The sequence below is a fragment of the Desulfoscipio gibsoniae DSM 7213 genome, from assembly GCF_000233715.2.
GTDB classification, from domain to species: domain Bacteria; phylum Bacillota; class Desulfotomaculia; order Desulfotomaculales; family Desulfallaceae; genus Sporotomaculum; species Sporotomaculum gibsoniae.
This window is the reverse complement of sequence record NC_021184.1, coordinates 3745469-3766146: the sequence shown is the minus strand read 5'-3', so window position 1 is coordinate 3766146 and position 20678 is coordinate 3745469. Positions and strand designations below refer to the sequence as shown.

Here is a 20678-nt window from a genome sequence, read left to right as displayed (position 1 = left end):
CAACTTAACAAGGTGCAATTATTTTGTATTTTATGGAAGGAAAAGCCATATTTATCTAGAATAGGTAATAGGCGGATTACTTTATTGGTTGGAGGGATTGGATGTGCTAATAGAAGGGGCAATGATTTTGACATGGCTGAGTGCGGGCGCAGCAGTGGGTTCACTTTTGACCTACCGCCTGGTTAGCGGTACCATGAACCAGGAGAGGGAAGAACAATTACGTAATAGTATTGTAGAAAATGAAGCATTGAGCCGGACCAATAGTATCTACCGGGAGCGCATTGAAGAACTGGAGAATACTTTGTTTAGTAATGATAAGTACCTGGAGATGGCCAATGAGATTGAGCGTCTGAGCGCTGATAATTTCAAGCTGCGGGCCAGGCTTAGGGATTTGGCGTGCCTGGTGGAGGCGGAAAAGAAAAAAACCACTTGGGAGCGGGTGGAACGGCTGGAAAAATCCATACTGGATATGCGTCGTCGCCTGGAACAAGAACAGTATCGTCCGGAATTTGTTAGCCCGGTGAACTATCTGCCGGCCAGGGCGGAAATAGCAATAACAGCGGAGGAGTTTGCGCCAACAGAAAAGCCAGGCCCGGAGAAACCTAAAAAATGGGCTTCTATATTGCGAGCAAGAAAATTATAAAAGTAATTATTGTAATTTAGATTGTTTTCTCATATTATTATATCAGATGCTCATGGAATTGTTTTGCGGTGTTTGTCTGTCCTTCTTATGAATAGGCGAATCATCTGTCAAAGGTTCCATCGGGTAATAATAATTCATAAGGAGGACAATTTCAGGGTATGGTTTTTTCGGACAAGAATTTAGTTTGTAAAGACTGTGGAGAAGAGTTTGTGTTTACAGCAGGTGAACAGGAGTTTTTCTTTGAAAAGGGTTTTGAAAACGCTCCTTCCCGCTGTCCGGAATGCCGCAAGGCACGCCGCCAGAATAATAACTTCCGTGCTGGTGGTGCCAGGGAAAGGCAAATGTATGAAGTGGTTTGTGATGAGTGCGGTGCTATGACCAGCGTTCCCTTCAAGCCAAACGGCAGCAGGCCGGTTTATTGCAAGGATTGCTATCAGTCCAAGCGGTCGAACCGTTCCTGGGCGTAAGTGACGTTTATATATCTGCATAATGCTCACATATAAAGCCTTATTTATGGGGCTGTAGTTTAAATAACCGGCAGGTGGTATAATTTCCTCCTGGCCGGTTTTTTATTTTAATGTGCATTGCGATTCCATTCCGAGGATAAAATAAAAAAATCCTACATAAGACAACGGAGGTTATTACATGTTTTATTTCCGTACTGTAACGGTTAACCCGCCGCTGCCGGAGCGCATTGCACGCCTGCGTGATCTTTCCTATAACCTCTGGTTCAGCTGGCACAGCCCGGCCAGGGAACTGTACCGGGAAATAAATCCCGGGCTTTGGGAACAGGTGGAACATAACCCGGTTAAATTTTTACAGCGGGTGCACCGTGAGGAACTGGACCGGGTTGCCGCCAACCAGCATTTTTTAGAAAAATATGATGCTGTAATGGCCAGATATGATCGCTACATGAGCGAGGAAAAGTGGTTTCAACAAACTTATCCCCGGTTCAAGGATAAAAACATTGCTTATTTTTCTGCTGAGTTTGGCTTGCATGAATCCTTGCCCATTTATTCAGGCGGTCTGGGCGTGCTGGCCGGCGATCATACCAAATCGGCCAGCGATTTGGGTTTGCCCTTTGTGGGTGTAGGTTTATTATATAAACATGGCTATTTTAACCAATTCATCAACCCTGAAGGCCGCCAGGAAACTTATTACCCGGATTTGAATTTTAATGAAATGCCCATTATACCAGTGGTCGGAGAAAGTGGCCTGGATACCACTGTATCGGTGGAGCTGCCAGGCAGAACGGTTCATATAAGGATATGGAAGGTTCAGGTGGGGCTGTCGCAGTTAATTCTCCTGGATGCTGATCTTCCCTTGAACATGGAAGAGGATCGCAAAATTACCGGTCAGTTATATGGTGGCGGGCGTGAAATGCGTATTGCCCAGGAAATAGTGCTTGGCGTGGGCGGGGTCAGGGCTTTAAGGACCTTGGGTATTACTCCGGCCGTATGGCACATTAATGAAGGGCACTCGGCCTTTTTAACACTGGAGCGGCTGCGGGAAATGGTCAGCCAGGGTGTTCCCTCGGCCACAGCCCGGGAAGCCATCAGGGCCAATACCATATTTACAACTCATACTCCCGTGCCCGCCGGTCATGATGTTTTTGACCGGGATATGACAGAAAAATATTTGGCAGAGTTATGCCGCGATACCGGCATGGACTGTGATACATTACTGGAGCTGGGTTGGGACGCCCAGCAAGATGAGTTTAATATGACGGTTTTAGCCATGCGTATGGCCGGTTTTTGTAACGGGGTCAGTAAGCTGCACGGAGAAGTGACCCGCCAAATGTTGCACCGGTTTTACCCCGCTATTCCGGTGGAGGAGGTACCGGTTACTTCGGTGACCAATGGGGTACATACCCGTTCCTGGATTGCCGAAGTATGGAAAAATATTTTTAGCCAGTACCTGGGGGAAAACTGGGCGGACAAGGTAACTGACCCCGCAATGTGGCAAAGGATTGACGAAATTCCGGACCAGGTAATCTGGGATACACATATGTATTTGAAAGAACAGGCCATCCAATACATCAGGGATAGAATAAAGAAAAATTGCCGGCGCAATCACGGTTCAGAAGCACTTATTGCCGAGGCCGGGGGTGTTTTACTGCCGCATGCTTTGACCATTGGTTTTGCCCGCCGCTTTGCCACTTACAAGCGGGCCGCACTGATTTTCAATGATCCGGAACGTCTGGCTGCCATACTCAACGATTTGGACAGGCCGGTACAAATCGTGTTTGCCGGTAAGGCACATCCCAAAGATGGTGAGGGCCAGGAGCTAATCAAAAAGATCATCGATTTTTCCCGGGAGGAGCCTTTTAAAGGTAAAATTGTTTTCCTGGAAAATTACGATATTAATGTGGCCCGACATTTGGTTCACGGTGTAGATGTATGGCTGAATACCCCCCGCTGGCCTATGGAGGCCAGCGGCACCAGTGGCATGAAAGCTGCAATGAACGGTGTTCTGCACTGCAGCGTGCTGGACGGTTGGTGGCCCGAGGCATACAACGGTAAAAACGGTTTTGCTATTGGGCATCCAGGTGATTTACAATTGCACGAAACACAGCAGGATAAAAGTGATACTTATTATTTATACAGGGTGCTTGAGGAAAAAGTAATACCGCTTTATTATGACCGGCAGAACGATATTCCCGGCCAGTGGGCGGCCATGATGCGCAGCTCCATGCGCACGATAATACCTATTTTCAGTACCGCCCGGATGGTTATGGAGTATACGGACAGGCTTTATGCTGCGGCAATTGACCGGGGCATTGCTTTCATGGAATCAAATTATGCAGCGGCTGAACAAGCTTGCCGGTTTAAGAGGTTTATTCAGGAGAACTGGCATCATGTAAAGGTTGAGCGTACGGATTCCAATGGTAGATGGGATATGCAGGCTGGTGAGGAGCTGGTGGTGGGATCGGTGGTGAAGCTGGGCCCTATCAGGCCTTCGGAAGTTGCTGTGGAGATCGCTTTCGGAAGTGATCAAGGGCCGTATATCAGCAATTTAAATACCATTATTATGGAGTTAAAGGAAACACTGGGGGATGGCACCTACCGCTATACCGGCAAAGTACCCCTGTCCCAGGGAACTTATGGCTATACTGTCAGGGTAAGGCCCGCCCATCAATATATGTACGGCAAATTTGAAATCCCCTTGGTGAGGTGGGCGGAATGTTTTTAAGGCAGGTAGCGGCACTTATGATAATTACGATATTTCCATGCCAAAATTCGGGTGATTCTTGTGCTTTTGATCATCATTAGAACACTGATCCTTTATATTGCCGTGCTTACCGTCATGCGTATTATGGGCAAAAGGGAAATCGGGCAATTGCAGCCGTTTGAACTGGTGGTGGCGCTAATGATAGCCGACCTGGCCGCCATTCCCATGCAAGATACCGGTATACCTCTGTTAAGTGGTATTATCCCCATTATTATTTTAATGGCGGCCCAGGTTGCACTGTCCTATATTTCCATGAAAAGTTTGAACGCCCGGGGCATCATCTGCGGCAGACCCAGCGTGGTGGTAGCCAATGGTAAGCTGGTAGAACAGGAACTCAGGTATTTACGCTATAATATTAATGACTTGCTGGAACAGCTGCGGGCTAAAAATTATCCCAATCTGGCTGATGTGGAATTTGCCATTTTGGAAACCAACGGCCAGCTCAGTGTGATACCCAAGTCGCAAAAGCGGGCACTGCAGCCTGTGGATTTGCAAATTAATACTAAATACGAGGGCATACCTTTAACGCTGATTATTGATGGGCAGTTAAATGAGCAAAATTTGCGTAAAGTTAACTTGACCAGGGAATGGCTGGTGATAGAGCTGCACAAGTTTGGTATCGATGACTTTAAGAGGGTTCTTTTTGCCAGTCTGGATACAGCGGGACAATTGTTTTACCAGCTAAAGGGTAAACCGGACGGTGGCCGGGTATGAGGATTTATGCAGCGGTGGTAGTTGTGCTGTTGCTGGTTTTGTCCTTTAGCTTTATAACCCTGAATAAGCTGGAAAGCAGCGCAAATGATATGGTAGCCGGGCTTGGCGGGATGGAAATGGCTATTGCCGGTGATAACTGGGAATATGCCGGTACCGGTATTGCAAAAGTAGAAAACTTATGGAATGAGCACAAAAGCTGGTGGGCTATGGTTATTGATCATCAGGAGATTGATAACATTAGTATGTCACTGGCCCGAATTAAGCATTATATAAGCATGCAGGACCGCGTTATGGCCTCAAGTGAATTGGCAGTGCTCAAGCAATTGCTGGTGCATATCCCTGAAAAGGAAAAGGTTAATCTGGAAAATATTTTTTAATATCCTGGAGATTAACTGCTGTAAAGAACTAACGGGTGGTACTAAATGAATACAACCATAATTTTTAGCCTGAGCCCGATTAAACAAATATGGTGTAGTCTGCCAAAAAAGAAAGCCCCCGTAAAGACGGGGGTTTGTTTGATACTTTAAAAAGTTAACGCTTAAGTTTTCAATGCTTTTTGATGGGCTACCGGTTGTGGTGCTTTGGTAAAGAATGTAATCAGTGCGGCTACCAGTAACAGTGCACCCGAGATTAAATAGCTGGCCCCGTACCCGCCTGTAGCATCGGCTACCTGCCCTGCGATAATGGGGCCTATCAGTGCCGCCGCGCCCCAGGCGGTAAATACCATGCCGTAGTTGACGCCGGAGTTTTTCATGCCGAAGAAATCATATGTGGCCGAGGGGAACAGTGTAAGCAGCGAGCCGTAAGCCAGGCCTGTTAAGATTGACCCAAGCAGTAGCAGCGGAGCGGAGCTATAGTAAGAGAAAGCAAACATGTTAATTGCTTGAATGCTGAACACCAGCAGCATGGTATTAGTTCTGCCCAGACGGTCGGATATAAAACCTGCCAAAATTCTACCGCTGGCGTTTGCTATGGCCAGCACTGCAACTAACGCAAATCCCCAGTTGATACCCCCCTGTATTTGAGAAATCTTAGCCAGGTGCCCGATTATCAACAACCCTGCGGAGGCCGCAAAACAAAACATCAGCCAGAGTTGATAAAACTGGGGCGTTTTAACCATTTCACCGGGCGTATAGTCACGCTTGGTGTAACTGGAAGCTGCCTTGGCCGTACTGGCCGGCGGAGGACCTCCGAAAGGTACAAAGTTTTGCGTGGGTGGGAAAGCCAGGAACTGCGCAAGCACCACAATTACTACGAAGAACATTATTCCTTCAATGAAGAACGTTCTGGAGACGCCGAACGTAGCTAAAAAATAGTTGGTCATAGGTGCGATGTAGACCGACGCCAGACCGAAGCCGGCCACCACCAAACCGGCAATTTGCCCTTTTTTATGGGGCTGAAACCACTTCACAGCCGCCGGTGTGGGGGCTGCATAACCAAACCCCATGGCGGCTCCGACCAGCAGGCCAAATCCTACTGCCACAAAGCCCACTGATTGGGATAGACCGGCCACCACCATGCCGGAACCACAGAGGAAGGCAGCCACCGTGGCTACCACCCGCGGACCGGATTTGTCAAGCCAGCGCCCCGCGGGCACCATGCAAATGGCAAAAATGACACAGGCCAGGGTGTAAGGAATGGATGATTCCGTTTTGGTCCAACCGTACTGGTCAATAAGTGCTGCAGCAAACACGCTCCAGGAATAAAGGACGCCCAGGGCCAGGTTGATTCCCGTTCCGGCGAAGGTAATCTGCCAGGCCTTGGTACTAGAGGGTTGAGACATATACCGCACCTCCCAAATAATTTTTATCTATATGCCTATGATAGTATATAACTTACAGAAAATTAATAAAATTCAGTCTAATAGCTGCATTATTATATTGAGGTGTCATATGACAAAGTAAGTGGTTAGTGAAAACAGGTACGGAGCCATAAACCGCTGTCTTCAATATATAAACCGGTGGGCAAAGGGGCAGGGGATGGCTCTAAAATCATCCTCTGCACTATGAACGCCACAGCCGGGCGCTGAAGAAGACCAGTACGGTGTAGATTTCCAGGCGCCCTACCAGCATGCAAATAGTCAAAAGTAGTTTTCCAGCTGGCGGAATAGCCGCATAATTGGAAGCCGGCCCAACTATGCCAAAACCGGGCCCGATATTGCCCAGAGTAGCGGCTACAGCTGTTATGGCACTGAGCAGGTCAATGCCCATGGCAGTAATCATTAGTGTACAAACCAGCAACAGACCAAAGTATAAAAAGAAAAATGATTGCACACTTTCCACCAACTCATCAGGTACTACGTCCCGGCCAACACGAATTGGGATAACCGCTTTAGGATGAATGAGCTTGGAAATTTGCCTGGAGGCTGCTTTAACCAGGATTAAGTAACGTACGTTTTTAATACCGCCCCCGGTGGAGCCGGCGCAGCCGCCGATAAACATGAGTAAAAAAATTACACCCTGACTAAAGGTAGGCCACAGGTTATAGTCGGTGGTAGCAAAGCCGGTGGTGGTTAAAATTGATACCGTTTGAAAAGCTGACTGACGCAAAGCTGTTTCAGTTTGGTAATCCATGGCTATCATTAAGTTAATGCTGATAAACAGCCAGGCTGTTATAGTTATTCCAAGGTACAACCTGGTTTCTGTGTCCTTCCATAAAGGCCGGAAATTGCCCCGCAATGCATGATAGTGCAGGGCAAAGTTCATGCCGCAGATCAACATAAAGAATATAATGATGTACTCCGCCGCAGCGTTGTTCAATGCGCCCACACTCTCATTATAATTGGAAAACCCACCGGTGGCCACGCTGCTGAAGGAATGGTTAAAAGAGTCGAACCAGTTAAGACCAGCCACTTTCAGGGCGGCAATTTCTATGACGGTAATCATAATATAAACTTTATATAACTCCCTGGAGGTCTGGGCTACCCGTGGTAATACCTTGCTTTTGGCCGGTCCGGTTACTTCGGCCCGGAAAAGTTTCATCCCCGCTATTTTAAGCGACGGGATCAAGGCCAGGGTTAAAACGATAATCCCCATGCCGCCCAGCCAGTGGGTAATACTGCGCCAGAAAAGAATGCTCTTGGGTAGGCTTTCGACATCTATTATCACGGTTGCTCCGGTGGTGGTAAAGCCGGACATGGTTTCAAAAAAAGCATCTATAAAGCCTGGAATAGCCTCGCAAATCATAAAGGGCAGTGTCCCAAACAATGCCAGCAGTAGCCAGCTGGCAGTGGCAATAATAAATCCTTCCCGGTACCCGACGTCGTTAGTGGTAATACGGTTGCGGGAAAGGATTAGGCCAATCAGTGCCAGCACCAAAATAGATATGCCAAAGGCGAAGTAAGCAGATTCTTTTAAATATAGAGCAATACCCAGTGATGGCAGCATTGCTCCGGCTTCACCAAGTAGAACCAGACCCAGAGTCCGTAGAATTAGTGACCTGTTCACGCCCGTTTCCTCCAAGACCACACATTGATTCAATGATGCCTACGTTGTGACCCAGGGCAAACACCACCAAACGGTCTTTTTCTTTAATGATGTCATTACCCTGGGGAATGATTACTTTATTGCCCCGCATAATTGTACCGATAATAGTTCCGGCCGGAAGTCCGGATTTGTGCAGGGGGCGGCCGGCAATTTTGCTGCGAGGCTGTACAAATAATTCAATAACTTCGGCCTTTTCATTGAGGAGCAGGAAAAGGGATACCAGCCGCCCGCCCTTAATAAAACGCAGCACTTCTCCCGTTGTGATCAAGCGAGGGCTGATGGCGCAATCTACCCCTAGCTGCTCCACCAGGGGCGCGTACCCGGGGCGGCTGATTTTGGCGATCACTCTTTTGGCGCCCATTTGTTTAGCTAACAGGGCCAGCAATAGATTTTCCTCATCGAGGCCGGTAACTGTGACAAAAGCATCAGTATCCTTGATGCCTTCCCGGCGCAGTAACTCTAAATCCGAGCCGTCTGCACACAAAATGAGTGCTTCTGGTAATTTTTCAGCCAGCTCCCGGCACCGGTCGTTGTTCTGTTCGATAACTTTTACTTTCATACCTTGGGAACAAAGCCTTTCCGCCAGGTAAAAGCCGGTACGCCCCCCACCCAGTATCATAACGGTTTGTACCTTTTGTCGCTTCTTTTTAACTTTTGAGCAAATTTTATTGATTATATCCGAATGTCCCAGTAGATAAATAGTATCACCAGGTAAAACAATATCCCGGCCACCGGGGATAATCATGTCACCATTGCGTGATATAGCTACAATTAGCAATGACCCGGGAATATCCATGTTCATCAGTCTTTTGTTGGCAAAGATGGTCATACTGTCGTTTACTGTTATATCAGCCAGTTGTACTCGCCCTCTGGCAAAGGGCTCCATATGCACAGGTAGGGTCATAGTGAGAAAGCGGTTGATTTCCATAGCCGCCGAGTAATCAGGGTTGATTATAAGATCAATACCCAGGTCTTCCTTACTGATAATTAAATTTTTTGAATAATCCGGGTCCCGGATACGTGCTACGGTACGTGGTATGCCGATCCGCTTGGCTGTCATGCAGGCGATCATGTTTACTTCGTCGCTGTTGGTCACTGCAATGAGCAATTCACTTTCTGCAACAATGGGGTTGCTGAGGGTTTTAGCGGTGGCACCGCTGCCCTTGATGCAGTGGCAATCCAGATCTTCCTCAATTTTTTGTAGCTTTGCTTCATTCTTTTCAATAATAACGAGATCGTGACCCTCGTGCCACAGCCTGGCTGCTATTTCTTTGCCAATCTTACCTACACCTATGATGGTGGTTTTCAATTCATACACCTACCCATGGTGTTTTTTATACAATATCTAATTAGTATAAGTTAAAGAGTACTTATTGGCAATGGATTTTATCAGTATAAGAAAAGTTAAATTTATTAGTATCCAGGTAAAAATTGTATGTTATAGTATAATACAGAGGTGACATAAATGAATGATATTTGGTATCTTGGTAATGGCTTCTGGATGGTTTATGTTGATGATCTGTCGGTAGCTGATGATTTCAAGTCTATCCTTGCGATGCAGTTTATAACTGCTTATTATGATACCAGGGGGCGGCAAAGGGCCTTGCAATTCAGGTTCTATCAAGGTGATGATTTGCGCCCGGGGTTTTGTCTGCTGCATTATGTAAGCCGCCTGTCCGGTCTTTATTATTATAAAGTGCTGGATTTGGCTAAACGGCTGCCTGGACCCTCCTATGGAGAATTATATAAACAATATAGCTATCAGCCGGAAATGTTTGATTTGTTTAATGCCTATGAGCCCATAAGAAAAAAAACCGGTAATAGTAAGCACAGAAAGGTGAAAATTTAAGCAGCTAACAAAAGGTGGGATGATAATTGCTGGACTGGTTTAGCAAAGAGTGGCGGGAGATCAGGCATTATAAGCAGGACAGTTTGCTTAGCCTGACCATATTTATAGTAGCGGTCTGTCTTGGCTATCTTGTGGCCGTGCTGGTTTCCGACAAGGCCGGCGAGTATTATAATACAGTGCGGGATATGATACTGGCCAATCCCTTTGGGGAAGGTTTGCCGGAAAATGTATTCTTGTTTATCCTGGCCAGGAACAGTATGGTGAGCTTTACTATGTTGGTGTTGGGTATGTTCACTTATAATGTTTGGCCGGTACTTGTTTTATTGCTGAACGGTGCCATCAGTGGGTTTGCCGTAAAAATCCAGGCGGTTTTATTTAACCACCACAGCTTCCAAATTTGGCTGTTCGGGCTTTTGCCCCACGGGGTACCGGAGCTGACGGCAATTTTTCTGGCTGCCGGGGCCAGTTTTTACTATCGCCGCCTGCACAGTCAAGGGGTGCATGTTGCTGGGCGGGTATTAAAAACTTATCTGGTGGTTGTATGGCCCCTGCTGGTTTTGGCGGCCGCTGTGGAAACCTTTGTAACACCACTTTTAATACATAGATTTTTGTTATAAGTTTATTTATGATGATTTAAAGGAATTTACCTTCTTGATAACAAATATATGATTATGTTGGTAAATAGACAGCAGACACCCTGGACATGGCTGGCCTGGGTAATTATTAAAGTTTGTCCGGTAAGCTAATTTTTCGGGGAAAGGAACGGATGCGTGTGATACTTGTAACCGGTGGTACGGGCCTGGTGGGAAAGCCCCTGGTGAGTGCTTTGGTAAAAAAAGGCCACACCGTGCGCTGCCTGGTCCGGTCACCTCAAAAAGCCGGTGAGGTTTTACCTGGGGGCATTGAATTTGTCCAGGGTGAAATTAATGACCCGGAGTCGGTAAACAAAGCATGCCAGGGTGTGGATAAAGTAATTCATCTGGTGGCCATTATCAGAGAACATGGAGAGCAAACCTTCGAACGCATAAATGTGGAAGGTACCCTGAATCTGGTTATTGCAGCCGGCCAGGCCGAGGTAAAGCATTTTATTCATATGAGTGCCCTTGGTGCCTGTGATAATTCCCGTTATAAATATGTTTATTCAAAGTGGCGCGGCGAAGAGGCGGTCAGGCAAAGCGGTCTTAAGTGGACAATATTACGCCCGTCAGTGATTTACGGGATGGGGTTTAATTTTTTTAATCGCATGATTCAATCATTGCAAATGTTTCCCAGGCCGTTTGTTCCTGTTCCGGGCAGGGGAAGTACTTTATTTCAGCCTATTGCGGTGGAGGATGTGGTGCGCTGCCTGTTGCGGATATGCGAGAATTCCGACATGGTGGGCCGAATCATTGAAATCGGCGGTCCTGAACATTTAAGCTACGCGCAAATGCTCGATCGTTTAATGGAAAGCCTGGGGGAAAAACGCTATAAACTGTATGTACCCATGCCGCTTATGCGCCTGGTGGTGCCGTTAATGGACAGTATTTTACGGGACCCGCCTGTTTCTCCGGTTGAGTTAAAGCAACTGGATGTGCATAACATTACTGACATAGATGCCGTGGAAAACAATTTTGGCTTCAGGCCAAGGGCTTTGCATAATGGTTTAAAATACCTGACCGGGCAGGTATTATCTTAAAGCTTATCTTGGTAAGTCCTGGTGGAAGCACGAGAACCGTCCCCCTGCTTCCAAGCGGCGATGGGCTGCATTCATCAATATATGGTTATATTGCCCGGTTTGCCCGGGTTATGGTTGTTAAATATGCCTTTGTTGATTATTTTCCAACCAGGCAAAGAATGTATTCCATACCACTTGGCGATGACGGGAAAACCGGTGGTCTGCACCGGGTATATATAACAATTCCTTTGGTTGCCCGGCCCCATGGTAAATAAGACTGGCGTCAGCCGGATCAACTACTTCGTCCTTTTCCCCCTGTATGATTAATAAAGGTCGTGGTGCTATTTGACCTGCTAATGCCTGCACATCGTAACCGGCCAGGTCGTCAAAAAATGTTTTGCGCAGGTAAGTAACCCCATCCTCTCCCGCCAGGGCGTACAGTTCGCCCTTTTCATCCACCGGTCCATCGGCAAATTCGGTAAACAGCTCCTTTAGCCGGGCCGGTGCCGCCCAGGTGCATACACCTGCCACCCGTAAATCGCTGGCTGCGTGACAAATCACCGTGGTGCCTCCAAAACTGCGCCCCGTAGTGTATACCGGGTCCAGGCTTGCAGAGATACACCAATCTACTGCGCATTTCAAGTCGTCGATCTGGCCTGAGAGAGTAATTTGTTCAAACAGCCCTTCGCTTTCTCCATTACCGCTGAAATCAAAAAGCAATACGCTGTATCCCCTTTGGCCCAACTCTTCGCCCATGGCCAAGGCCATGCCGCCGCCTTCCTTGCTGCCGGTGAAGCCATGACAGACTATTACCACCGGTCCTTTAGTTGTGCCCGGGGTAAGCAAAAGGCCGTTCAGGTTATGGCCCGGGGAATTGTTAAATTTTATGCTTTTCCAGTTATGACCTGGCAGCATACGGATCACCTCATTATCATAATTGATGGATTATAATGTGATGGGACGACAGGGGCGTCCGGTTAAAACCTGATACTCATTAATTAAAAAAGCGCTGGCGTAATCACCCAGTACGGCAATATCCTCGGTATGTAGATAATGATTGGCACTGGAGTCGAATAAAATATTCGCCGATCCCGGTAATTCATCGTCTGGAAACCATATTTTTATGGTGATGGGAAACCTGGGCAGTGCAAGTAAGGTCGCAGCTAAATCGGCATCTTTGCTGGTAACAGCAGCACCCAGGCGTATCATGGCTTGAGCCAGAATACATGGTGATTTGTCCTGTACCCACTGGCCCAGGGTGAGAATGCTTTCCCTTTGAAAAGCGTTGTAAAACACCGTTCCGTTTTCCAGTTCCCGGTAGGATATCAGACGATTATCCATTGAAATACCGTCGGATCTTACCAGGTAGTTTAAAACAACCAGCCGCCAGCCCAGCAAAGGTAGCTCGGAAGAAGTAAAAGTAACCAGACCCCGGGGGTATTGTATGGTGATGTTCTGGCCGAAGCTTGGCAAAGTAAAAAGGCATGTTCGGGGATCGTAAGCAGCCCCGCTGCGAGCGGCCATTTCTTCCGGGTCAAGCTCTTTAAAAATAAGCAAAGCTTTATTAAAAGCGGACTGGTAGTGACCGGTTTCCTTGCCGCCTAACATATACGGCCGTGGTTTAGTCATCCCAGGTCATCTTTCCTCTCTTAATATCTTCAAGGATAGAACGCGCATTGAAACAATCGCCGGGTTCCAGTTTAATTAACCAGTTTAGTAATTCTTTGGCGCTTTGCGTATCGCCCCTGCGCAGCTTCACCATCGCCAGGCCGTATATGGTGCTCAGGAAGGGTTGGTTATCTTCCCACTCCCAGGGTAATTTGCCCCGAAAATTGGCTGGCAGTACTGAACGGCCAATTTCCAAAGCCTGGCTATAATGACCGTCGGCCTGAAGCAGGTTCCCAGAGTTCCACTCCATCACTGCCAGTTGAAGATATGCTTCTATGAAATAAGGACATGCTTTAATAATACTATTAAAGATACGCTTGGCATTCTTATAATCATCATTTTCCATGCGTTCACAGCCCAGGTCAAATTTGGCCATCAAGTTAAGCATTTCACTGGGCCAGGCAAATTCCCATTCATTGCGTCCCCTTTTTTCCAGCCTTATGGGGTAAGAATACCCTGCATCTTTTTTGCGCAGGCGGCTTCCCGGCTGCTGCCGAGCTGGTATTTTAGATGAATTACCGGACTTGAGCCAGTACTGGTATTGTTCCCAGGCTGATTGCAGGCATTCTTCATGCCACTCCATCTGCCTGGAACGATAGGACCGTTTTAATAACTCATAAATAGCTTTGGTTTCCAGCCTTCCTTTGGCATTGTGGGTAACCATAAAAACATCTGCCAGCACGTGTTTGGCTATATTTCTTTCCATGCCATCACATCCTTGCATATCCTTGTATTCTTGCGGAAGGAAGCGGGGGGGCGGTTCTCTTACTTCCAATTTTGGAAGCAAGAGAACCTTCCCCCCGCCTCCTCATTACCCATAGCGAAGCGTTGTGGGGGAGTTATTCCCGGTAAGCGGGTATTAGCCTGGCGTCCAGAGCCAGGCAACCGCTTGGTTTTACCAGTAATGGGTTAATATCCACCTCGGTAATCTCCGGTAGGTCACAAAGCAGTGCGCCCATACGGACGATACAATCCACTAGCCCTTCAATATCCCCGGGCTCCTGGCCGCGGGCACCCGAAAGAATCTTATACGATTGGGTCTCTTTAATCATCTCCAGTGCTTCGTCCCGGGTTACCGGGGCTATCCGGAAGGTGACATCCCGAACCAGTTCAGTATATATCCCGCCCAGGCCGTAAACAAGTACGGGGCCGAACTGGGGATCCTGGCGACCACCCAGGATTACCTCGGTTCCCCGGGTAATTTGGGATTGCACCAGTACTCCATTAATACGGGCATCGGGCCGGTGAGCCAGCGCGTTTTGCATTATTTTATCGTAAGCTTTAACTAATTCATATCCGGATTTGATATTTAATATTACTCCCCCTGCATCGGATTTATGGGTAATATCGGAAGATGCTATTTTCAAGGCAACGGGATAACCTAAATCTTCAGCCAGCTGCAGCGCTTGTTCCGGGGTTTGGGCCAGACCCCGTCTGACAACGGGTATGCCGTACGCTTCCACAACGTCCAGTGCCTGCTCGTTTAAAGCAGTAATATGGTTGCCCATCCCTGCGGCAATTATGGCAGCCGCACCGGCATGGTTGGTATCCTGCGGTGCCTGGTAGAGTTCGTATTGTTGCTCCTTGATGGTACTGTGGTACTGGTATAGCTTGGCCAGGCAGTACAGTGCGCTTTCGGGGGAGTTGTAGGCTACCGCCACCTTGGCGTCCCGGAATTTTTTCGCGTACTGCTGCTTATGTGGACCGAATACCCATACAGCAGTGGGTTTATCCGGGTAACGGGCGGCAATGTCATTAATTACATCGATGGTATTAAGCGGGTCATTAGCCGGGTCCAGGTAGCCCGTGGTGGCGCACAGCACTGCGTCCACATTATCGTCAGCCAGAATTTTATCAAGGGCAAGAGCGGTAATTTTTCCGTATCCCTTAGCCATGCCCGCGGGCCATATATCCGCAGGGTTACCTACCTTCATCCAGTCCGGGAATATACCGGCCAGTGCCGTAATGGTTTGGTCGGATAAGCGGGCGGCTTTAAGCCCGTTTTTGCTGCAGGCGTCCACGGCCATAATACCCGCACCGCCACTAATAGTCATAAAAGCAATACGCTTACCTTTCATTTGCCGGTAGGTGATAAAAGTTTGGTTTAACTCAGCCAGCCGGGTGGAATCTTCAACCCTGATAATGCCGCTCTGGGCAAAGGCTGCTGAAAACACAGCATCTTCACCTGCCAGCGAGCCGCTGTGGGAACTGGCTGCGCGGGCACCCTCCTCGCTGCTGCCTGTTTTTAGAACCAGTACAGGTTTTCGGGGTGTGACCTCGCGTGCAGCTGCAAGGAACCGGCGCCCGTCACGCAATCCCTCCATATGCAAATTGATTACCTGGATTTGATCATGGTCCGCCAGGTATTCCATACACTCGGTAAAACCAATGTCGCAAGTATTGCCGATATCGATACCAATGCCTAAACCACCGGCGAAATCCTGTGATGCGTTAAGTAAAATACCCGATTGACAGACTATTCCCACCGGGCTGGTGCGAGTGTTAAACGACACAAAGGAAGTATCAACGTTAGCAAAAGTATTGACGATACCTATAGTGTTCGGTCCCACTACCCTGGTTTTAGTACCACGGATAGTGTTGACTATTTCTTGGTGCATCAACATGCCTGCCTCGTCATGGGCATCCGAGAAACCCTGGGTGATAATAACAACTGCCTTAATGCCCATTTCCGTACATTGCTTAACTACTCCGGGCACAGCGGTGCGCGGGGTGGCAATGACAGCCAGGTCCACATGCCCGTCAATATCCTTTACTGATTTGTAGACCTTAAGGCCCAGTATGCTGCCGCCCCGGGGATTAACCGGGTAAATGACACCCTGATAGCCGCTGGCCAGCATTCGTTCCAGCACGTTAAAGGTGCCCGGTCCGGTGCGTGAAGAAACCCCGATCACAGCTATTGACTGCGGGTTAACAAAGGAATCCAGTAAAATATGATGTCCCATTTTTAACCTCCGATGAATTTTAAAAAAAATTGTCCTAAAAACGCATGATAAATTTATTAGCTAATATTATCAAAACTAATAATATTTTAGCACAGGTTAGAAGTGAGTATATACTAAAACAAACTATATTTACCTTAAATAATTTTAATATTTTGAAAAATTTCGTCAAAGTGCTCGGTAAGACTTGGTTGTTATACCGTATATGTGTGCGTAAAGAATCATAATTTATTTTGGAGTTATTTTGTAAATAATTTTCCCTGCTCAACACTTGCCAAAATTGCTCGATGGTGATATATTATTATCCAACATTAAGATTGTATAAATTCTATGAAGGAGAAAAGTAGGCTGGTAACAGGCCCCCAGGGAGGGAACGTCACCGACTGGAAGCGTTCCCGGGTTATGACCAACTGAAGTTCTCTCCGGAGAAGCCGGCTGAAACCAATCAGGCAAGTAGGCCAGGACGTATTCCTCCCACGTTACAGGGAAGGGGGTATCGGATTATATTCCTGTACCTGGCCAAGTGGATCTGTTCCAAAAAAATCAGATCAACATGGGTGGTAACGCGGTGGCACAGCCTCTCGTCCCTTGGGATGAGGGGCTTCTTTGATTAATATCGCGGCAGTATATTTTCCCGTACCTTAGATTTGAGGGGGCCCGCTGTCAGCGGGTCAACCAGGGTGGTACCGCGGAAGCAGCCCGTCGCTTTCGTCCCTGCAGGGGACGTGTGACGGGCTTTTTATATTTTTCCTTTTGGAGGGGTTAAATATGGTCATAGTTATGAAGCTTAACAGTAGTGCGGAACAAATTTCTGCCCTGGTCAGCCGGTTAAAGAACAATGGTTTTCAAACCCACCTCATTAAGGGTGTTAAGCGTATAGTTATTGGAGCCGTGGGTGACAGGCAGCCTGTCAACATGGCTGCATTGGAATCCATGCCCGGGGTGGAAAAGGTGCTGCGCATCATGAAACCTTATAAATTGGTTTGCCGGGAAGTGCAAGGGGAAGATACAGTGTTGAGGGTTGGCGGTGTCAATATCGGTGGAAATAAATTAACTGTTATTGCCGGTCCCTGTGCTGTGGAAAGCAGGGAGCAATTGCTGGCTGCTGCCCGAGCGGTGCGCCTGTCCGGGGCCAATGTACTACGGGGCGGTGCTTATAAACCCAGAACATCCCCGTATAGTTTCCAGGGTCTTGAGGAGGAGGGGCTGTGTCTGCTGGCGGAAGTGGGTGCCGAGACCGGGTTGGCTACCGTTACTGAAGTAGTGGATGAGGAAAGCCTGGCCATTGCCGCCCGGTATGTTGATATATTACAAATTGGGGCCAGAAATATGCAGAATTTCCGGCTGCTTCGCCTGGCCGGCCAAATTAGAAAGCCTATTTTATTGAAGAGAGGCCTTTCAGCCACGGTAGAGGAATGGCTGATGGCAGCCGAGTATATAGTGTCGGAAGGCAACGGTGAAGTGATATTGTGTGAGCGAGGTATACGCACCTTTGAAGACAGCACTCGCAATACATTGGATTTGAGTGCGGTGGCCCTGGCTAAACAGCTGACGCACCTGCCGGTAATTGTTGATCCCAGCCATGCCACCGGCAAGCGGGAATTAGTGGCGGCCATGTCCAGGGCTGCGGTTGCGGCGGGGGCTGATGGGTTGATTATAGAAGTGCATCCTGATCCTGCGGTGGCATTATGTGATGGCCCCCAGTCCCTCGACCCGGGAGAGTTCGACGGTCTGATGGCCGGTCTTCGGCCTCTGGCTGAGGCCGTGGGGCGCGAGTTGCAGTATAGCCCGGTACAATAAGCAAAAAAACAATAGGGGGAATCATTATGCGTACCATGGGTTACTTGGGGCCTTACGGCACCTTTTCACATACCGCTGCATTAAATTACTGCGATAGGCACGGTTATACCCCTGTATGTTGCGCAAGCTTGCGGTCGGTTGTCCAACAGGTGGCATCCGGGGATTTAACCTGCGGCATTGTGCCGGTGGAAAATTCCCTGGGCGGTTCGGTGGGGGAGACACTGGACTTGTTAACTGTTATCGGGGGTATACACGTAACAGGTGAATTAAAGCTGCCGGTAAGGCAGCACCTGCTGGCCCGACCCGGGACGGATTTGGCGGTTATAAAGAAAGTATATTCCCATCCCCAGGCCCTGGCCCAGTGCCGTTGTTTTCTGGAACAAAGGCTGCCGGGGACGCCCGTAGAGGAAACAACCAGCACTGCGGCTGCCGCCCTTAAGGTAGCTGAGAGTACTGCTATAGCGCTGGCGGCGGTGGGTTCCCAAAGCGCGGCTGCCACCTATGGGCTGCAAATAATGCATGCTGATATACAGGATAATGTCGACAACACAACCAGGTTTTTTGTGCTGGCAGGGGAAGAGGTTTCCTTCAGCGGACCGGCTAAAACATCACTGGTGCTGGCCCTGCAGGATTGTCCCGGTGCACTGTACCGCATCTTAAGGCCGCTGGCTCAGCGGGAAATAAATATGACGCGCATAGAATCAAGACCGTCCGGTGGTAAACTGGGTGAGTATATATTTTTTATCGATTTTAAGGGGCATACTGATTGCCCTGAAGTGAGTAATGCCATTGAAGAGTTGAGAAGAAATAGCTTATGGCTCAAATTATTAGGCTGCTACCCTGACTATGCCGGAGAATCCCGGCATAGTCACCGGGAAAAGGTGCATTTAGCTGATTTGCCCGGACTGCGTGGAGAAATTGATCAAGTAGATGCTGATATACTGCATCTATTGGCCAGGCGCCAGCAGCTGGTTGAACAGATAGCTGCTTTTAAAAGCAAAGATGCAGTGGTGGACAGCCAGCGGGAAAAGGAGGTTATGCACCGGGTAAAACAAATGGCCTGTCAGAGTGGCATCGACCCCGACATAGTGGAAGGAATATACAGGCAAGTATTTAAGGGAGCGGTACGCAGGCAGGTGGAATTACTTAACTCACTCCCCCAAAGAGCCTACGCCGGCCAATAGCTATAAATTACGGCGTTCGCTGGAGGTTATCACCGCAGGGGTTAAGTATGTGACCGTTCACAGTTGTTTTATTGACACTTTAGCCGATGTAGTGCAATGATATTAAGCAATAGAGTATCCCGGCAATTCATTTTGCGCATATATGCATCGGTGAGGGTGATTACTTTGCCTGTAATTAATGAACAATTTAATAACAGCGGGCTTTCGCCCCGGGAACTATCCTTGCTTTTAGAGATTAGCAGGGTTATTACATCAAGTCTGCCTTATCGAAATATGTTTGAAGTGATCCATGCTTATTTGAAGGAAATTGTAAATATAGATCATGACGTGTTATACATCAAAGAAAAGGGCAGGCTGAATGTGAAAGTGGGGTTGGGCATCAACGATAAAATGCTCGTTACCCTGGGTAAAGGGGCGGGTACAAACTTTTTGCTAAAAAAAATTAAAGCTACCGGTAGAACTTGGCGATCTACGCAAATCCTAGACTTAGAGCACATTAAAAAACACCCTTTTTATATTAATGTGCTTTCCAAAATGAATATTTTATACACAGCTGGAGCTCCTATCCGTGAGGGACAGCAAATTCTGGGCAGTATTCATTGGGGACGCGGGGAAGACGCCGGTGATTTTAGCAACAGAGATATACAGCTGCTGGAGATAGTCGCTAATTTACTTGCCCCTACAATTAAAAACATTAGAATAAGACAGGCCAGCTGGCAGATTGGAGGAGTAGTCGGGTCAGATAACGGGCGGATTGGTGATAGTCCCAAAACGGCCAATGGAAGCGACTGCCAGGATCCAAAGATGGAGGCACTGGGATCAGTGTCAACTGTAATGGCTAAAGAATTACGCCACCCCCTTTCCAATCTCAAAATGTCTTTTTACTCTCTGGCCAGAAATTTTACTTCCGGGGTAATGGCCCAGCAGGATTTAGAGCAAATGGACCGGTCAATTAAAAATATGGACAAAACCATCAGTTTTTTACTTAACCTCTCCCATGATCTTCATCTTAAGAAGGAATGGTTGGACGTGAACGATCTGTTGGACGAGGTTTTGGAAACGCTGGGTCCGATTATGGACCCGGATGTGGTAGTGGTAAAGGATTATGCCCCTTCTCTGAAACTATATTTGGATCGGGAGAAAATGCACGCTGTTTTTGGTAATATTATGGAAAACGCTCTGGATGCCATGCCGGGTGGCGGCCGCCTGCGCATTATTACCACTGAAGGTCAGGGAAGAAGTTTTATTATAGTTGAGGATAGTGGTTTAGGTTTGGCCAAGGAAATACAGCATGCTATATTTGAGCCCTTTGTCAGCGCTAAAGCAAACGGTGTGGGTTTGGGATTAACTGTTTGTAAAAAAGTGGTTGAATCCCACGGGGGAAAAATAATGTTGCGCAGTAACGGCAAAGGTACGGCAGTATGCATTGATATGCCATTAAGCCAGCCAGGGTCAGACGTGATTTAGTAAATAAAAAATAGCCATTAAGG

At 47.8% G+C, this 20678-nt stretch carries 18 protein-coding genes and 1 other annotated feature; of the genes, 11 read left to right on the top strand and 7 right to left on the bottom strand.

Annotation, left to right across the window (positions count from 1 at the left end):
* The first annotated feature begins 103 nt into the window (after nt 1-103).
* The 5 genes from DESGI_RS17845 (at nt 104) to DESGI_RS17825 (ending at nt 4965) form a co-directional block, all read left to right on the top strand.
* The gene (locus tag DESGI_RS17845) at nt 104-643 is read left to right on the top strand and encodes a hypothetical protein (protein WP_006520469.1); all 540 of its coding nucleotides are present in this window, start codon (nt 104-106) and stop codon (nt 641-643) included.
* Nucleotides 644-801: 158 nt separating this feature from the next.
* Nucleotides 802-1110 (top strand): zinc-ribbon domain containing protein, encoded by a 309-nt coding sequence (locus DESGI_RS17840; RefSeq protein ID WP_006520468.1) that lies wholly within the window; start codon nt 802-804, stop codon nt 1108-1110.
* 178 nt (nt 1111-1288) lie between these two features.
* Nucleotides 1289-3835 carry an alpha-glucan family phosphorylase gene (gene glgP, locus DESGI_RS17835; protein WP_006520467.1) on the top strand — a complete coding sequence of 849 codons (2547 nt, stop codon included), beginning with the start codon at nt 1289-1291 and terminating at the stop codon, nt 3833-3835.
* Nucleotides 3836-3895: 60 nt separating this feature from the next.
* Nucleotides 3896-4588 carry a YetF domain-containing protein gene (locus DESGI_RS17830; protein ID WP_041284971.1) on the top strand — a complete coding sequence of 231 codons (693 nt, stop codon included), beginning with the start codon at nt 3896-3898 and terminating at the stop codon, nt 4586-4588.
* Nucleotides 4585-4965, top strand: a complete 381-nt coding sequence (locus tag DESGI_RS17825) for a DUF4363 family protein (protein WP_006520465.1) — start codon at nt 4585-4587, stop codon at nt 4963-4965. The genes DESGI_RS17830 and DESGI_RS17825 overlap by 4 nt, the downstream gene beginning before the upstream one ends.
* Nucleotides 4966-5126: 161 nt before the next feature.
* On the opposite strand, the gene DESGI_RS17820 is transcribed toward DESGI_RS17825, so the two are convergent.
* The 3 genes from DESGI_RS17820 to trkA form a co-directional block, all read right to left on the bottom strand.
* Nucleotides 5127-6371: an L-lactate MFS transporter gene (locus DESGI_RS17820; protein WP_006520464.1), complete on the bottom strand. Its 1245-nt coding sequence runs from the start codon at nt 6369-6371 to the stop codon at nt 5127-5129.
* Between the two features lie 220 nt (nt 6372-6591).
* Nucleotides 6592-8034, bottom strand: a complete 1443-nt coding sequence (locus DESGI_RS17815; RefSeq protein ID WP_006520463.1) for a TrkH family potassium uptake protein — start codon at nt 8032-8034, stop codon at nt 6592-6594.
* Nucleotides 7985-9391: a Trk system potassium transporter TrkA gene (gene trkA / locus DESGI_RS17810; RefSeq protein WP_435050872.1), complete on the bottom strand. Its 1407-nt coding sequence runs from the start codon at nt 9389-9391 to the stop codon at nt 7985-7987. Before trkA ends, DESGI_RS17815 begins: the two co-directional genes overlap by 50 nt.
* Nucleotides 9392-9538: 147 nt before the next feature.
* Between trkA and DESGI_RS17805 the strand changes: the two genes are divergently transcribed.
* The 3 genes from DESGI_RS17805 to DESGI_RS17795 all read left to right on the top strand — a co-directional run bounded on the left by DESGI_RS17805 (nt 9539) and on the right by DESGI_RS17795 (nt 11597).
* Entirely contained in the window at nt 9539-9922 is a 384-nt protein-coding gene (locus tag DESGI_RS17805) for a hypothetical protein (RefSeq protein WP_006520461.1), read from the top strand.
* Nucleotides 9923-9948: 26 nt separating this feature from the next.
* Entirely contained in the window at nt 9949-10539 is a 591-nt protein-coding gene (locus DESGI_RS17800; RefSeq protein ID WP_006520460.1) for a stage II sporulation protein M, read from the top strand.
* A gap of 149 nt (nt 10540-10688) precedes the next feature.
* Nucleotides 10689-11597, top strand: coding sequence for an SDR family oxidoreductase (locus DESGI_RS17795; protein ID WP_006520459.1), 909 nt, complete (start codon nt 10689-10691; stop codon nt 11595-11597).
* A gap of 117 nt (nt 11598-11714) precedes the next feature.
* On the opposite strand, the gene DESGI_RS17790 is transcribed toward DESGI_RS17795, so the two are convergent.
* The 4 genes from DESGI_RS17790 to DESGI_RS17775 are packed head-to-tail and all read right to left on the bottom strand — an operon-like array spanning nt 11715 to nt 16207.
* Nucleotides 11715-12491, bottom strand: a complete 777-nt coding sequence (locus DESGI_RS17790) for an alpha/beta hydrolase (protein WP_006520458.1) — start codon at nt 12489-12491, stop codon at nt 11715-11717.
* 30 nt (nt 12492-12521) lie between these two features.
* Nucleotides 12522-13205, bottom strand: coding sequence for a DUF3786 domain-containing protein (locus DESGI_RS17785; RefSeq protein WP_006520457.1), 684 nt, complete (start codon nt 13203-13205; stop codon nt 12522-12524).
* Entirely contained in the window at nt 13198-14031 is an 834-nt protein-coding gene (locus DESGI_RS17780) for a tetratricopeptide repeat protein (protein ID WP_006520456.1), read from the bottom strand. Before DESGI_RS17780 ends, DESGI_RS17785 begins: the two co-directional genes overlap by 8 nt.
* 52 nt (nt 14032-14083) lie before the next feature.
* Nucleotides 14084-16207 carry an acetate--CoA ligase family protein gene (locus DESGI_RS17775; protein WP_006520455.1) on the bottom strand — a complete coding sequence of 708 codons (2124 nt, stop codon included), beginning with the start codon at nt 16205-16207 and terminating at the stop codon, nt 14084-14086.
* Between the two features lie 318 nt (nt 16208-16525).
* Nucleotides 16526-16796 (top strand) — a binding site (T-box leader).
* A 176-nt stretch (nt 16797-16972) separates the two neighbouring features.
* On the opposite strand from DESGI_RS17775, the gene aroF reads away from it, so the two are divergent.
* The 3 genes from aroF to DESGI_RS17760 all read left to right on the top strand — a co-directional run bounded on the left by aroF (nt 16973) and on the right by DESGI_RS17760 (nt 20655).
* Complete coding sequence (gene aroF / locus DESGI_RS17770) at nt 16973-18004, top strand: 3-deoxy-7-phosphoheptulonate synthase (RefSeq protein ID WP_006520454.1); 1032 nt, start codon at nt 16973-16975, stop codon at nt 18002-18004.
* Nucleotides 18005-18030: 26 nt separating this feature from the next.
* Nucleotides 18031-19188: a prephenate dehydratase gene (gene pheA / locus DESGI_RS17765; RefSeq protein ID WP_006520453.1), complete on the top strand. Its 1158-nt coding sequence runs from the start codon at nt 18031-18033 to the stop codon at nt 19186-19188.
* 165 nt (nt 19189-19353) lie between these two features.
* Entirely contained in the window at nt 19354-20655 is a 1302-nt protein-coding gene (locus DESGI_RS17760; protein WP_006520452.1) for a GAF domain-containing sensor histidine kinase, read from the top strand.
* Nucleotides 20656-20678 lie beyond the last annotated feature (23 nt).